This window comes from Stappia sp. G46H5W, assembly GCF_058448995.1.
Window position 1 is genome coordinate 300,218 of sequence record NZ_JBZFLL010000002.1, and the last position, 14,954, is coordinate 315,171.

At 67.7% G+C, this 14,954-nt stretch carries 9 protein-coding genes; 5 read left to right on the forward strand and 4 right to left on the reverse strand.

Annotated features, from left to right (window positions below):
• Positions 1-149: 149 nt before the first annotated feature.
• Together ACVJ6E_RS07125 and ACVJ6E_RS07130 are read left to right on the forward strand one after the other, a co-directional pair.
• On the forward strand, positions 150-1,310 hold the full coding sequence (locus ACVJ6E_RS07125; RefSeq protein ID WP_208996622.1) for an aminotransferase class I/II-fold pyridoxal phosphate-dependent enzyme: 1,161 nt from the start codon (positions 150-152) through the stop codon (positions 1,308-1,310).
• 731 nt (positions 1,311-2,041) lie between these two features.
• Positions 2,042-2,569, forward strand: a complete 528-nt coding sequence (locus tag ACVJ6E_RS07130; protein ID WP_120267658.1) for a DUF4405 domain-containing protein — start codon at positions 2,042-2,044, stop codon at positions 2,567-2,569.
• Positions 2,570-2,830: 261 nt separating this feature from the next.
• Here the strand turns inward: ACVJ6E_RS07130 and ACVJ6E_RS07135 are convergent, their stop codons facing one another.
• Complete coding sequence (locus ACVJ6E_RS07135) at positions 2,831-5,440, reverse strand: Rne/Rng family ribonuclease (RefSeq protein WP_120267659.1); 2,610 nt, start codon at positions 5,438-5,440, stop codon at positions 2,831-2,833.
• A 917-nt stretch (positions 5,441-6,357) separates the two neighbouring features.
• Between ACVJ6E_RS07135 and ACVJ6E_RS07140 the strand changes: the two genes are divergently transcribed.
• The 3 genes from ACVJ6E_RS07140 (at position 6,358) to prfB (ending at position 11,740) form a co-directional block, all read left to right on the forward strand.
• Positions 6,358-7,671 carry an N-acetylmuramoyl-L-alanine amidase gene (locus ACVJ6E_RS07140; RefSeq protein WP_491676418.1) on the forward strand — a complete coding sequence of 438 codons (1,314 nt, stop codon included), beginning with the start codon at positions 6,358-6,360 and terminating at the stop codon, positions 7,669-7,671.
• Positions 7,672-7,962: 291 nt separating this feature from the next.
• Positions 7,963-10,404, forward strand: coding sequence for a penicillin-binding protein 1A (locus ACVJ6E_RS07145; protein ID WP_208996665.1), 2,442 nt, complete (start codon positions 7,963-7,965; stop codon positions 10,402-10,404).
• Positions 10,405-10,608: 204 nt separating this feature from the next.
• Positions 10,609-11,740 (forward strand): peptide chain release factor 2 gene (gene prfB, locus ACVJ6E_RS07150; RefSeq protein ID WP_120267662.1). Its coding sequence is split into 2 segments (ribosomal slippage): positions 10,609-10,677 and positions 10,679-11,740, totalling 1,131 coding nucleotides; the frame shifts between segments, so codons are not numbered across the junction.
• Positions 11,741-11,838: 98 nt separating this feature from the next.
• Here the strand turns inward: prfB and ACVJ6E_RS07155 are convergent.
• The 3 genes from ACVJ6E_RS07155 to ACVJ6E_RS07165 form a co-directional block, all read right to left on the reverse strand.
• Positions 11,839-13,176, reverse strand: coding sequence for a M23 family metallopeptidase (locus tag ACVJ6E_RS07155; RefSeq protein WP_158592625.1), 1,338 nt, complete (start codon positions 13,174-13,176; stop codon positions 11,839-11,841).
• Between the two features lie 178 nt (positions 13,177-13,354).
• On the reverse strand, positions 13,355-14,251 hold the full coding sequence (locus tag ACVJ6E_RS07160; RefSeq protein WP_120267664.1) for a ferritin-like domain-containing protein: 897 nt from the start codon (positions 14,249-14,251) through the stop codon (positions 13,355-13,357).
• 63 nt (positions 14,252-14,314) lie between these two features.
• The gene (locus tag ACVJ6E_RS07165) at positions 14,315-14,788 is read right to left on the reverse strand and encodes a peroxiredoxin (RefSeq protein WP_120267665.1); all 474 of its coding nucleotides are present in this window, start codon (positions 14,786-14,788) and stop codon (positions 14,315-14,317) included.
• Positions 14,789-14,954: the final 166 nt, after the last annotated feature.

The window sequence follows — 14,954 nt, forward strand, 5'->3', positions numbered from 1 at the left end:
GCGCGAAGGGTAGGGAGCCGGTGAAGGGCGGTCAACCGCTCCGCCAGGCCCCTTGGCTTTCGTCTAGACGCGGCAAATGCGGCGCGAGATGGGCAGGCGGGGCGGCTTTGCCGCAGATTGCCGTCAAGACCGAACACAGGACGTTTTTCATGTCGCATCCTTCCCGCCGGTCAGAAGTCGAGCCGTTCCTTGCGATGGACGTGCTCTCGCGCGCCAACACCCTGGAGGCGGAGGGCCGGCGCATCCTGCACATGGAGGTCGGCCAGCCGGGCGCATCGGCGCCCGCGCCGGTGCTTGCGGCGGCCCGTGCGGCGCTGGAGGGCGGGCGCATCGGCTATACCGAGGCGCGCGGGCTGCTCGGCTTGCGGCAGGCGATCGCCGGCTATTATCGCGACACCCACGGGCTCGACGTGCCGCTGTCGCGGATCGTCGCCACCACCGGCTCTTCGGCGGGCTTCAACCTCGCCTTCCTCGCCGCCTTCGATGTTGGCGACCGGGTGGCGATCACCGCGCCGGGCTATCCCGCCTATCGCAACATCCTCAAGGCGCTGGGGCTGGTGCCGGTCGAGATCGAGGTCGGCGCCGACACCCGCTGGGCCCTGACGCCGGAGCTGCTCGAAACCGCCCATCGCGAGGCGCCGCTCAAGGGCGTGCTGGTCGCCTCGCCGGCCAATCCCACCGGCACGATGATGACGCCGCAGGCGCTCAAGGCCTTGAGCGATGCCTGCGAGGCACTCGATATCCGCTTCATCTCCGACGAGATCTATCATGGCCTGGTTTTCGACGGCGAGCAGGAGACGGCGCTCTCCTTCACCGACAAGGCCATCGTCATCAACAGCTTCTCCAAATACTACTGCATGACCGGCTGGCGCATCGGCTGGATGGTGCTGCCGGAGGACCTGGTGCGCCCGGTCGAGCGCATCGCGCAGAGCCTCTACATCTCGCCGCCGGAACTGTCGCAGCGGGCGGCCGCCGCCGCCTTCGATGCGCGCGACGAGCTGGAGGCGGTGAAGGCCGGCTATGCCCGCAACCGGGCGCTGCTGCTGGAGCGCATGCCGCAGCTCGGCTTCACCGAGCTGCTCCCCGTCGACGGCGCCTTCTACCTCTATGCCGGCATTCGCCCCTTCGCCAATGACAGCCTGGCCTTCGCCTCGCGTCTGTTGGAGGAAGCCGGCATCGCGGCGACGCCCGGCCCGGACTTCGATCCGGTCAACGGCCGCTCCTACATGCGCTTTTCCTTCGCCGGCGATCACGCGGTCATCGCCGAGGCGGTCGAACGGCTCGCCGACTGGCTGCCAAAGGCGGGGTAAGGGGCTCCTTCGTTCCTGGAGCGGTGGCGGGGGTACGCCCGCGCTAACCTCATACACAGAGTGTCATCCCGGTTTCGGCGCAGCCGAAGACCGGGATCCAGTACCCCCGAACGGTTCGGCTCGGACCTCGGAATTGCCGCGAGCGAGTATCGCCATGGTGGAAGACGCCTTTGCGCTATCGCGTGCTCCGGCGGATACTGGATACCTGCCTTCGCAGGTATGACAGCGGTGGAGGTGGCGGCGGGCTCCCGCCTCACCCCCGCTGAAGTTGCCAATGGGTCCCGGCTCTCCGGCTTCGCCTGCGGCCGGGATGACCTCCGAGAGGGAGGCGCGGCCCCGCAGCCCCTCTGCCGTCACTCCGTCCTCTGCCGTCACCTCACACTCCGCCGTCACCCCGGACGAGCATCGCGAGATCCGGGGCCCATTGGTTCCCAGAGCGGTTGCGAGGACGCGCCCGCGCAAACCCGCGCTCAGGCTGTCGTCCCGGTTTCGGCGCAGCCGAAGACCGGGATCCCGTAATCCCGAACGGTTCTGTTCAAGCCCCGGCGTTGCCGCGCGCGCCCCGCGTCGAAGCTGGGGTGCCGCTTGCGCACCACCTCCGCCCACCAAAACTGTCCGTATCTGTCGCGGGCAAGGGCCTTGCGACAGACCGTTACAGCTTGCCTGTTGCCGGCGTCCCGTGCCTCTGCCACGCCTTGGCGCAGAGGAGGCAGACCAGTTCGGAGAGCAACATGCTTCGCGTCCTGAAAACCCACGGAACCACTTTCACCATCGTTCTTTTTGCCGTCTCCGCCGTGTCCGGCGTCGCCCTGTTCTTCCACTGGGGCTCCGCCGCCTTCCATGGCATGCACGAATGGCTGTCCATGGTGCTGCTCGCGCCCGTCGTCGTGCATCTGTGGCGCAACTGGCCGGGCTTGTCCGGCTATCTGAAGCGCCGCCAGCTTCTCGTGCCCGCTGTCATCGGCATCGCTGCCTCGCTGGCCTTCGCCGTTCCGGCGCTGACGGCGGGCGCCAGCGGCGGCAACCCGATGCGCGCCGCCCTGTCGGCGATCGAGAACGGCACCGTCGCCGAGGTCGCCCCGCTCTTCGAGCTGACGCCGCAGTCCCTGGCGCAGCGTCTTGCCGCGAAGGGCTACCAGGTGGCGCCGGACGGCGACCTCGGCTCCGTCTCGCTGGCCGAGATCGCCAGCGCCTCCGGCAAGCCTGCCGGTCCGGGCCTGATCGCCGATGTGGCATTTGCAGGTGATGCTACGCCCTGATGCGGGGGGCGGGGACAAGTTTCACGGGGCCCCGGGGATAGAGCGCCAAGGCGGCCGGCAGGCGAGGGGCCTGCCGGGGCCGTTTATCCCCGCCGCCGGCCGGCCCGGGGCGTCTGACCGATTTTGCGAGTGCGTCTCGATTTTCGCCGATTTCGAGACGGGATTTTGCAAAATCCGTCTCGAAATTTCGCAAGGCCTCTCAAAAACGAAAACGGCGCCCGGATATCCCCGGGCGCCGTCGTCATTTCAGTGGTGCAAAGATCAGAAGAAACCGCGGCGCTGCCACCAGCCGGACCGCTTCGGGCCGTCCGGGTCGGTTTCCTCGCTGCTGCCGTCGCTGGAGACGGTCTCGCGCACCACGACAGGCTCGCTCGGCGCGGCCGGCTGGGCCGGAGCCTCGGGCTCGACAGGTTCGGAAGCCTCTTCCGCGACAGCCTCCACCGGAGCCTCTTCGGTCACGGTTTCGCTCGTCTCTTCAGCAGGTTCCGCGGCAGCGGCGACGTCCGCGACCGGCTCGTCCGCAGGCGTCTCGACCTCGGGGGCCGGAGCCTCAGGGGCCGCGTCGGCCTCGCTTTCGCCCGCCGGCTCGGCAGCGGTCTCACTCGCCTCGGCAACGGTCTCGCTGACGGCTTCGGCCGGAGCCTCGTCCGTGCTCGCCGTTTCTTCGGCAGCCGTCTGGGCGGCCACCGGCTCGCTCACGCTGTCCCCGGTCGCGGCATCACTGTCGCTGTCGTCGGCCTCATCCGAGGCCTGGGCGATGGCTTCGCCGTTCTCGTTCTCGCCGTTCTCGCCCTCGCCATCGCGGCGGCTGCGGCGACCGCCCCGGCGGCCACGGCGGCGCTTGCGGCGCGAGCGCTCCTCGTCGTCGCCATCTTCCTGGCGCTCGGCGGCGCTGGCTTCGCCTTCGGTGTCGTTGTCGCCATCCTCATCGCCGTCCTCGGCATCGGCCTGGCGGGTCTGCGGCTGGTCCTCATCGGAGCCCGAACGCCTGCGACGGCGGCGGCGGCGGCGTTTGCGGCCGCCGTTTTCGTCGTCGCTCTCGTCGCGGTCGCGGGCGGAGGAGGCGCGCGGGGTCTCCTCCTCTTCCTCCTCGACCTCGTCGATCTCTTCGGCTTCCTCGACCGTCATCGGCATGACGGTGGACGGCTGGATCATGCGCGGGGCCGCATCCGGGCGCGCGTCGATCGGCTCGCCGCGCTCCAGCACGTAATGCTGGCCGCTGTCCATGTGGCCGGCCTGGACCGTCACCTCGAGGCCGAAGCGGGCCTCCAGATCGGCCAGGTGGCCGCGCTTCTGGTTCAGGATGTAGAGCGCCGCCTCGGTCGTCGTGCGGACGATCAGATTGTGCGTCGCGCCCTTCAGCAGGTGGTCCTCAAGCGAGCGCAGCACATGCAGCGCCACCGATTCCACCGAGCGGATCATGCCCGTGCCGTGGCAGTGCGGGCAGGGCGTCATGGAGCTTTCCAGAACGCCGGTGCGGATGCGCTGGCGCGACATTTCCAGAAGGCCGAAATGCGAGATGCGGCCGACCTGGATGCGCGCCCGGTCGTTCTTCAGGCAATCCTTGAGCTTGCGCTCGACGGCCCGATTGTTCTTGTTCTCCTCCATGTCGATGAAGTCGATCACAATCAGGCCGGCAAGGTCGCGCAGCCTCAGCTGGCGCGCCACTTCCTCCGCCGCTTCCAGGTTCGTCTGGACGGCGGTGTCCTCGATATTGTGTTCGCGCGTCGACTTGCCGGAGTTGACGTCGATGGCGACCAGCGCCTCGGTCTGGTTGATGACGATGTAGCCGCCCGACTTCAGCGTCACCTGCGGCGAGAACATCGCATCGAGCTGGCTCTCGACCATGAAGCGCGAGAAGACCGGCGTCGCGTCCTTGTAGGGCTGGACGTTCTTGGCATGGCTCGGCATGAGCATGCGCATGAAGTCCTTGGCCTCGCGATAGCCTTCGTCGCCGGCCACCAGGACCTGGTCGATGTCCTTGTTGTAGAGGTCGCGGATCGAGCGCTTGATCAGCGAGCCCTCCTCATAGACGAGGTAGGGCGCCGACGATTGCAGCGTCAGGTCGCGCACATTCTCCCAAAGCCGCATCAGGTACTCGAAATCGCGCTTGATCTCGGCCTTGGTGCGGCTGGCGCCGGCGGTGCGCAGGATCACGCCCATGCCCTGCGGCACTTCCAGCTCGGAGGCGATCTTCTTCAGCCGCTTGCGGTCGGTCGGGGTGGTGATCTTGCGCGAGATGCCGCCGCCGCGGGCGGTGTTCGGCATCAGCACCGAATAGCGGCCGGCCAGCGACAGGTAGGTGGTCAGAGCAGCGCCCTTGTTGCCGCGCTCTTCCTTGACGACCTGCACCAGCAGAACCTGCCGGCGCTTGATCACTTCCTGGATCTTGTACTGCTTGCGGTGCTTGCGGGCGCGCTGGGGGAGCTCCTCCAGCGCGTCTTCCGCGCCGACCGACTCGACGTCGTCTTCGCCGTTCTCGGATTCCTCGGAGGCGACGGCCTCGCCGTTCTCCTGCTCGGCGGGCTTGGCGGCCTTGCTCTTGCGGCGCGAGGGACGCTCGTCCTCATCGGCGCGGGCGGCTTCCGCTTCCTCTTCGTCGATGAGCGCCTGACGGTCGGCCATCGGGATCTGGTAGTAGTCGGGATGGATCTCGCCGAAGGCAAGGAAGCCGTGGCGGTTGCCGCCGTAATCGACGAAAGCGGCCTGCAGCGACGGCTCGACGCGCGTTACCTTGGCCAGATAGATGTTGCCGCGAAGCTGCTTGCGGTTCGCAGCCTCGAAATCAAATTCCTCGACCCTGTTTCCGCGCACCACGACGACCCGGGTCTCCTCCGGGTGCGCGGCATCGATAAGCATCTTGTTTGCCATTGATGGGTGTCTCCACGACCGTCGCGCCCGGGCGGCTTGTCACGCTCGTCCGGATCCGCGCGAGGGCGGTCGTTCTGTTCTGCGGTGTGATGAAAGACGAAGGGGTGCTGCACCGCGCGGCGATCCGTCCGGACCCGGCGACGCCGATAGCGGCGGCCTCGTGTCCGTTTTGGATCGTCTTCGCGCATTGGTTCATTGCAGCGCCCAGTAAGCCATGTTGCGGCGGCCACTGCCTTTCGGCGGGCCGGATGTATCAGTCCTGATCGGCTGCCTGTCCGGGCGCTGAGGCGGCCTCGGTGGCAAGTCGAGACGGGGCTCCGGCCAGCCTTGCCGCCATCGTACGCCGGTTGCGATGAACGCAGCCGGACGCTCCATGCGCCTCGATCCGTCGCGAGCTTCCCACGGCGCCGCAGGGGGCGGGGCCGGAGGGCGCTACGGAGCGCCGGCCGGGACGCAAGCGTCCAGGATGCGGGGCGACCTCGATACGCGGCGCGTCATCACTGACGCGGGGCATCGCTGACGCGCGGCACCATCGACCGGATCCCGGTGTTCGGCCTTCGCCACGCAGACCGGGAACGCACGAATTCGATGGCCACCCTGCCGGGCGCCGCTGCCAAGTGATCGATCGCTGTTTACGAAAGCACAGTTGGCTTGACCGGACGCCGCCAGATGGCACCAGAACGACCCAGGTTGAATCAGATTCAAATCCCGGACCCGTCGCATTTCTTTTACGGTCGTGAAAGGCATATGGCAAGTACGCTTGCGGGGCGGGGGCGCGCTTTGCGTGCATTTGGGCGGGTTCGCCTCGCATCTGCGTACAAGGCGTCGTATCGTCAATGAAAGGTTAACTTGCGAGGGGCTACATCTTGCTGCAGTAAAGCGGCGGGGCGGGCAGAGACCGGCAAGAGGCATATCGAGTGACGATCTTCGCACGCATGACACGGCTGCTGGCGCTTGCTGCCGGCCTGGCGCTGCCGGCGGGGCCTGTCGCAGCCGAGACCGCCGTCGCGCAAGCCTCTGCCGCGGACGCCCAGACCAGCGGGCAGGCCGGCGGACCGGTGGTCGCGCGCGAAGCCCGCGTTGCCGGCGACGCGACGCGCACCCGCTTCATCATGGATCTGTCGGCGCCGGTGGAGTTCGCCGTCTCCACCCTGTCCGATCCCTATCGCGTGGTCATCGACCTGCCGCAGGTGCGCTTCGACCTGCCGCCGACGGCCGGTCAGGACGGGCGCGGACTGATCACCGCCTGGCGTTTCGGCATGTTCGCCGCCGGCAAGTCCCGCCTCGTCCTCGATGCGTCCGGGCCGGTTTCGGTCGACAAGTCCTTCGTGCTGCCGCCGGTCTCGGACCAGCCGGCGCGCCTGGTGCTCGATCTCGTCGGCACCACGCGGGAAACCTTCCTGGCGAGCGCGCAGGCGCCGGCCCCGATCGCCTCGCGCAAGGGCGACAAGCTGACGGCCGTGCGCCGCCGCGACAAGCCGCTGATCGTGCTCGACCCCGGCCATGGCGGCATCGACACCGGCGCGCGCGGCACGTCGGGCACGCTGGAAAAGGCGGTGGTGCTCGATTTCGCCCGGCTGCTGCGCGACAAGCTGGTGGCGACCGGGCGCTACGAGGTTCACATGACGCGGGATGAAGACATCTTCATTCCCTTGCGCGAGCGGGTCCACATCGCCCGCGAGATGGAAGCGGACCTGCTGTTGTCCGTTCATGCCGACTCGGTGCGAATCGGCCGCGAGCAGGTGCGCGGCGCCGGCGTCTACACGCTGTCCGAGAACGCCAGCGACGAAATTGCCGCAGCTCTTGCCGAGCGCGAGAACCGCTCCGACGTGATCGCCGGTATCGACCTTGCCAACGAGCCCGACGACGTCACCGACATCCTGATCGATCTGGCGCGGCAGGAGACCAAGAAGTTCTCTTTCCTGTTCGCCCGCACGCTGGTGAACGAGCTGCGCGGCACGGCGCAGCTGATCAAGAATCCCCAGAGATCCGCCGGTTTTCGCGTGTTGACGGCGCATGACGTGCCGTCCGCTCTGGTCGAGCTCGGCTATCTGTCGAACCGTCTCGACGAGAAGCTGATGACCACCGACGAGTGGCGCGGGCGCATGTCGCAGGCCCTTGTTGCGGCGATCGACGGCTATTTCGGCCGGCGCTTCGGCGATGGCGCGATGCAGATGTCGCGCACCACGGCGGGCCATGCGGCGGCCGAGGCGGAAGAGCAGGTCGAGTAGAGACGCAACGTCCGCCTCAGCATCGCCATATTGGTCAAGGATGGAGGTGGGGTTGCGGGGCATGCCCCAGGCGGTTCGCCGCAATGCGGAACCAGGGGACGTCGAGGTCCGAATCCGCTATTGCGAGGGGACGCGAACGGGGGCATGACGGCGGGGCAGCCAATCGCGCCAGGCGCATCGGCCGCGCGGACCGGCAAGCTGCCGGGGCGTGCGGCGGTGCAAAGCGCGCCGGCCTGACCTGCGACGCAAGATCGACATTACCGGGATAGACGAGCCGGATATATGAAGTTCCTGATCAAACTCTTCGGCTACCTGTTCGGCATTGGTGCCGTGCTGGGATTGCTCGTGGCCGCGGGTGTCTGGCTGTTCCTCCAGGACATGTCCGAGGACCTGCCGGACTACACCGCGCTCAAGAACTACGAGCCGCCGGTGATGACCCGCGTTCATGCGGCCGACGGCCAGCTCATGGCGGAATACGCCAAGGAGCGGCGGCTGTTCCTGCCGATCCAGGCCATCCCGGATCTGCTGAAGCAGGCCTACATCTCGGCCGAGGACAAGAACTTCTACTCGCATCTGGGCATCGACCCGGAAGGCATCGCGCGTGCCGCGGTCGCCTATGTGCGCAATTACGGCTCCGGCCGCCGCCCGCAGGGCGCCTCGACGATCACCCAGCAGGTGGCGAAGAACTTCCTGCTGACCAACGAAGTGTCGATGGAGCGTAAGGTCAAGGAGGCGATCCTGGCCCTGCGCATCGAGCAGGCCTACACCAAGGACGAGATCCTCGAGCTCTATCTCAACGAGATCTATCTCGGCGTCGGCGCCTATGGCGTGGCCGCGGCCTCGCTGCTCTACTTCGACAAGTCGGTGCACGAGCTGAGCCTGGAAGAGGTGGCCTATCTCGCCGCCCTTCCCAAGGGCCCGAACAACTACCATCCGTTCCGCGAGCGGGACGCGGCCATCGAGCGCCGCAACTGGGTGATCGATCGCATGGTCGAGAACGGCTATGTCGACAGCCTGGCCGGCGAGGAAGCCAAGGCCAAGCCGCTGTCGGTCAAGCTGCGCTCGCGCGGCACCCACCTGTTCGCGTCCGAATATTTCTCCGAGGAAGTGCGCCGCGAGATCGCCAGCATGTACGGCGAGACGCGCCTTTACGAAGGCGGCCTGTCGGTCCGCTCGACCCTCGACCCGAAGCTGCAGGTGATGGCGCGCAAGGCGCTGATGGACGGCCTGATCGCCTTCGACCAGCGCCGCGGCGGCTGGCGCGGTCCGGTGCAGAAGATCGAGCCGGGCGCGGCCGACTGGGGTGTCGAGCTGTCCAAGATCGAGGGCATGCCGGACGTTCCCGAGTGGCGCCTGGCGGTGGTTCTGTCGGTCTCCGGGGAGGCGGCCGAGATCGGCCTGCAGCCGACGCGCGAGACCAACGGCCAGCTGTCGACCGAGCGCGAGCGGGTCAGCCTGCCGCTGTCGGGCATGAAGTGGGCCCGCATCAGCGGCCGCTCGCCGACCAATGCGGGCGACGTGCTGTCGCCGGGCGACGTGATCTATGTGGAGAAGGGCGAGGGCGAAGGGTACGAGCTGCGCCAGTTCCCGAGCGTCTCCGGCGCGCTGGTGGCGATGGATCCCTATACGGGCCGCGTGCTGGCGATGGTCGGCGGCTTCTCCTTCTCCCAGAGCGAGTTCAACCGCGCCACGCAGGCGTATCGCCAGCCGGGCTCTGCCTTCAAGCCGTTCCTCTACGCGGCCGCGCTCGACAACGGCTATACGCCCTCCAGCGTGATCATGGACGCGCCGTTCGAGATCGCCCAGGGTCCGGGCCTGCCGATGTGGCGGCCGCAGAACTACGGCGGCAAGTATTACGGTCCCTCGACGCTGCGCGTCGGCATCGAGTTGTCGCGTAACGTGATGACCGTGCGCCTTGCCCAGGACATGGGCATGCCGCTGGTGGCCGAATACGCCAAGCGCTTCGGCATCTACGATGCGATGACGCCGGTCCTGTCCATGTCGCTGGGCGCGGGCGAGACCACGGTCATGCGCATGGTCACTGCCTATGCGATGATCGCCAATGGCGGGCGCCAGGTGCATCCGACGCTGATCGACCGCATCCAGGACCGCTACGGCAAGACCGTTTACCGGCATGAGGAGCGGATCTGCGAGACCTGCGCGACCGATCATTGGGCCGACCAGCCCGAGCCGGAGCTGGTCGACAATCGCGAGCAGGTTCTCGACCCGATGACCGCCTACCAGATCACCTCGATGATGGAAGGCGTGGTCCAGCGCGGCACCGCCACCAGCGTCAAGGTTCTCGGCCGTCCGGTCGCCGGCAAGACCGGCACGACCAACGACGAGAAGGACGCCTGGTTCGTCGGCTTCACGCCGGACCTGACGGTGGGCGTGTTCGTCGGCTACGACACGCCGAAGCCGATGGGACGCGGTGCGACGGGCGGCCAGGTGGCGGCGCCGATCTTCATCGATTTCATGCAGGCTGCGCTGAAGGATGCGCCGCCGGTCGAGTTCCGCGTGCCCAAGGGCCTGCAGCTGATCCCGATCAACCGCCAGACGGGCCTGCGCGCGGGCGCCGGCACGCCGGGCACGATCCTGGAAGGCTTCAAGCCGGGCACCGCTCCGCCGGACGAGTATTCGATCATCGGCTTCCAGGACGAGATCGGCATTCCGCGCACGGTCTCGCCGGAGGCGGGCCAGGCCGTCATGAGCGGTACCGGCGGCCTGTACTGACCCGGCAATGTTCCGCCCCGGCGATGCCGGAAGCGGAACCCGACAGCTTCGACGCCGCGGCAGGGGAGACCCTGCCGCGGCGTTTGCGATTGGCGGCCCGATCAACTATGGTCCGCGACCGAAACGGAAGCGCCGTCAGGCCTGTGGCGAGGACGGTTTCCATCTTTTCGCACTGCAACCCCCAACTGGCGAGAAAGGACAGCGATGCGCGCTGAAACCGAGGCCGTGGTCGACGAAATCAAGCAGGCCATAAGCCTGCTGAGGAGGCATCTTTGACTGGGACAACGCGATTGTCCGTCTGGATGAACTGAACGCCGCTTCCGAGGACCCGACCCTTTGGGACGATCCGACGAAGGCGCAGAAACTGATGCGCGAACGCCAGCAGCTCGATGACGGGCTGACGGGCGTGCGCAAGCTGGAAGCCGACCTTGCCGACAATCTCGAGCTGATCGAGCTCGGCGAGATGGAAGGCGACAAGGACGTGGTGGGCGAGGCCGAGCAGGCGCTGAAGGCGCTGCGCAGCGAGGTCAACAAGCGCCAGATCGCCTCGCTCCTGTCGGGCGAGGCCGACGGCAACGACTGCTATGTCGAGATCAACTCCGGAGCCGGTGGTACCGAGAGCCAGGACTGGGCGAGCATGCTGCTGCGCATGTACACCCGCTGGGCGGAGCAGCACGGCCACAAGGTCGAGACGCTCGAACTCCATGATGGCGAGGAAGCCGGCATCAAGTCGGTGACGCTCAAGATCAAGGGCGAGAACGCCTATGGCTGGCTGAAGACGGAATCGGGCGTGCACCGACTGGTGCGCATTTCGCCGTATGACAGCCAGGCGCGCCGGCACACCAGCTTTGCCTCGGTGTGGGTCTATCCGGTCATCGACGACTCGATCGAGATCGAGGTGAACGAGAGCGACTGCCGCATCGACACCTACCGCGCCTCGGGCGCGGGCGGCCAGCACGTCAACACGACCGACTCGGCGGTGCGCATCACCCACCAGCCGACCGGCATCGTGGTGCAGTGCCAGTCGGAGCGCTCGCAGCACAAGAACCGGGCGACTGCCTGGTCGATGCTGAAGGCGCGGCTCTACGAGCTGGAACTGCAGAAGCGCGAGGAGAAGGCGAATGCCGAAGCCGCGTCGAAGACGTCGATCGGCTGGGGCCACCAGATCCGCTCCTACGTGCTGCAGCCCTACCAACTGGTGAAGGACCTGCGCACGGGCGTCGAGAGCACGAACCCGACCGGCGTGCTGGGCGGCGACCTCGACGACTTCATGGAAGCCACGCTGGCGCAGCGCGCCTTCGGCGGCGCTCCGGATGCGGTCGAGGATGTCGACTGACGCCTTCCCGGCGCAGTTGTCTGCAGAAACGAAAACGGCGCCCTTCGGGGCGCCGTTTGTCGTTACGGGGCGGGCTACACGTTGCCCGCCGGTCTTGATCAGTCGTGCAGCAAGGTGGCGATCTTCTCGCCGGTGCGCAGGAAGCGGATCGGGTTGAGCGGCCGGTCGTTGACGCGGACCTCGTAGTGCAGGTGCGGGCCGGTCGAGCGCCCGGTCGAGCCGACCGAGCCGAGCCGGTCGCCGGTGACGACCTCGTCGCCTTCGCTCACGCTGATGCTGCTCATATGGGCAAAGCGGGTGACGACACCGCTGGGATGGCGGATCTCTACCGACTTGCCGTAGCCGCCGTTGCGCCCCGAAAAGATCACCTTGCCGGGGGCGGGCGCGCGGATGGCGACGCCCGTGGTCGCGCGGAAGTCGAGGCCCGTATGCATGGCCATGCGGCCGAGGAACGGATCGACGCGCGGGCCGAAGGAGGAGGAGAGCTCGGCGCCGGGGACCGGCGAGGCGAGCGGGATGCCGCGGGCGGCTTCCTTGACCTGGGAGAGGGCGAGCAGCGCCTTCTCGGCACGCTCGATGCGCGCATCGAAATCGGAGCCGGTGAGCGGAACGAAGGGGCCGCCCTGGCTGGAGGCAAGGTCCGTCTTGACGCCGGCAAGCTGCAGGCCGAGCTCATCGGCCGCGTCGGCGATGGTCGCCGCGTCGCGCTCCGCGGTCACGGCGATGACGTCGAGCGCGGCGTGGGCTTCGCCGTCCATGCGGTCCAGGGCGGCGTTGACGTTGTCGATCAACTCCACGCGCTGGTCGGGGGCAGGCTGGCTTGCGGGCGTCTGGGGCTGGGAGGCGGCTGCCTCCGGCGCAAGGTCGCGTAGCGGCTTGCCGGGAGCGGCGGCGCCCTGACGGGCGGCGGCTTCGGCAGCGGCGTTGTAGTCGGCCTTGGTGCCGCGCAGGCTGAGAACGGGCGAAATCTCGATGGGTTCGGGCGTGCCGCCGATGCCGGTCGGAGCATCGATCGAGCCGAGCGCGACGACCGGTGTTGCGGGCTTTGCCGCCGGCACCGGGCTGCCGACCGCGACGCGGATGCCGTTCTCGGCAGCCTTGGCCAGCAGGCCGGAGACGCGCGCCTGCCTCGTGTCGAGATCGCGCTGGCGCTCGACCACGTCAGCGAGCTGCTCCTCGATGCTGCGGCGCTCGAGCACGCGGCGGCTGGTCAGCTGGTCGATGCGCGAGCGCAGCGAGGCGATGCGGTCCTCGTAGGACAGCTGCATCTGGGCCTGGCGCTCGGCCGAAGACTGGATGATGTCGTCGCGCAGGACGAGATAGGCGGTGGCGCCGATATAGCCGACCGCGAGCATGGTGCCGACCGCAGTCGCCAGGCCTGCCACGAGCGGGGAAATGGTAAAGCTGCGGACATTGTCGCCACGGGCGATAATCACCCGGTGCGGCTCTTTCCGCTTGCCGAAACCCCCGCGGCCGTTTCCTGCGTGTCCTGTCATTCGTCTGTGGACCCGTTCCCGGCGGTGCCAGACACATACGCGGCACCTTCTTCGGATCCGATCATGCCCCCGTTAAGGTTAACAAAAGCTAAGGAACTGTCCGAATTCGAGAATCCGATCAGCCGATCAGGCGGGCGAGGGGACGGTAGAAGCCGGGCGTAAGGCCGGCCTCGGAGCGGGCCCGGTCGTTGAACGGAGGCTTCAGCCCGCCCTTGAAATGACGGCGCACCAGATCCTGGAAACGCCGCTCGGGGTCGCAGCGTTCCTTGTCGCACAAATAGCGGAACCACTTGGCGCCAAAGGCGACGTGGCGCTTTTCGTCGCGATAGATGATCTCCAGGATCGCCGCCGTCTCCGGATCGCCGCGCCCGCGCGCCTTCTCGATCATCGGCGGGGTGATGTCGAGGCCGCGCGCCTCCAGCACCAGGGGGATGACGGCAAGGCGCCCGGCGAGGTCGTCGCCGGTGCTTTCTGCGGCCTCCCACAGCCCGTGATGGGCGGGAAGGGCGCCGTAATGCGAATCGAGGTCCTCCAGCCGCCGGCGCAGCAGCGAGAAATGCTTGGCCTCCTCCAGCCCGACCCGCACCCAGTCGTCGAAGAAGGAGCGGGGCAACGCCCGGTCGGCGAAGCGCCCGACCATGTCCCAGGTCAGGTCGACGGCGTTCAGCTCGATATGGGCGAGGGAGTGCAGCAGGGCGATGCGCCCGGACGTTCCGCCGACGGCGCGCTTGGGCATGTCGCGCGGCGGCAGCAGGACGGGCGTGTCCGGCCGTCCCGGCTGGTCGGGCATGCGCTCGCTGCCCGTCCGTCGGCGCAACGACAGCGTGCGGCCGAACCAGGCGCGGGCGGTGGCGTGCGCCACGTTGGTCTTTTCATCGAGCGAGCGGGAGGCGACGACGCGCCGTGCGCCGCAGGCGAGCGAGGCAGGGGTGTAGTCCACAGTCTCCGCCTTGCCCGGCGAGACGCGGGTGTGGAAACCGTGAGGCCGAACCGTGCTGTCTGGGGGAACGTGCATGTGATCTCCGCTGGCGCCGGGAGCGGCGCCGGACGGATCCGGCGCCTGCAGCGCTTGCCCGGCTTAGCCGCCGGCGGCGCGGACGGCCTCCAGCACGGCTTCCGCGTGGCCGGGCACCTTAACCTTGCGCCACGTCTCGACGATCTTGCCGGCCTCGTCAATGAGGAAGGTCGAGCGCTCCACGCCCATGTACTTCTTGCCGTACATGGACTTCTCGACCCACACGCCCCAGGCGGTCGCCACGGCCGAATCCGGGTCGGCGGCAAGGATCACCGAAAGGTCGTGCTTGGCCTTGAACTTGTCGTGCTTTGCCGCCGTGTCCGGCGAGATGCCGACGATGACCGCCCCGGCCGCCTCGAACTGCGATGCCAGTGCTGTGAAGGCGATCGCCTCCTTGGTGCAACCCGGTGTGTCGTCCTTCGGATAGAAGTAGAGCACCACCTTGCGTCCGCGCAGATCGGACAGGCGCAGCGTGCCGCCGCCGTCCCGTTCGAGCTCGAAATCAGGGGCGGCGTTTCCGGCTGTGATTTCCGTCATTCTGCCTTCCTTTGGTCATTTGGAGAGTGAAAGGTGCAAGTTTCCTCGCCGGTTGCAGATACGCATCGCAGACAGGCGCGGATCCCCCTTGCGCCATACAATGATTTCCGCGAATCGCGGATGATCAGACTGCCATGCCCAAAGGACCGGGACACTGCTGAAACGC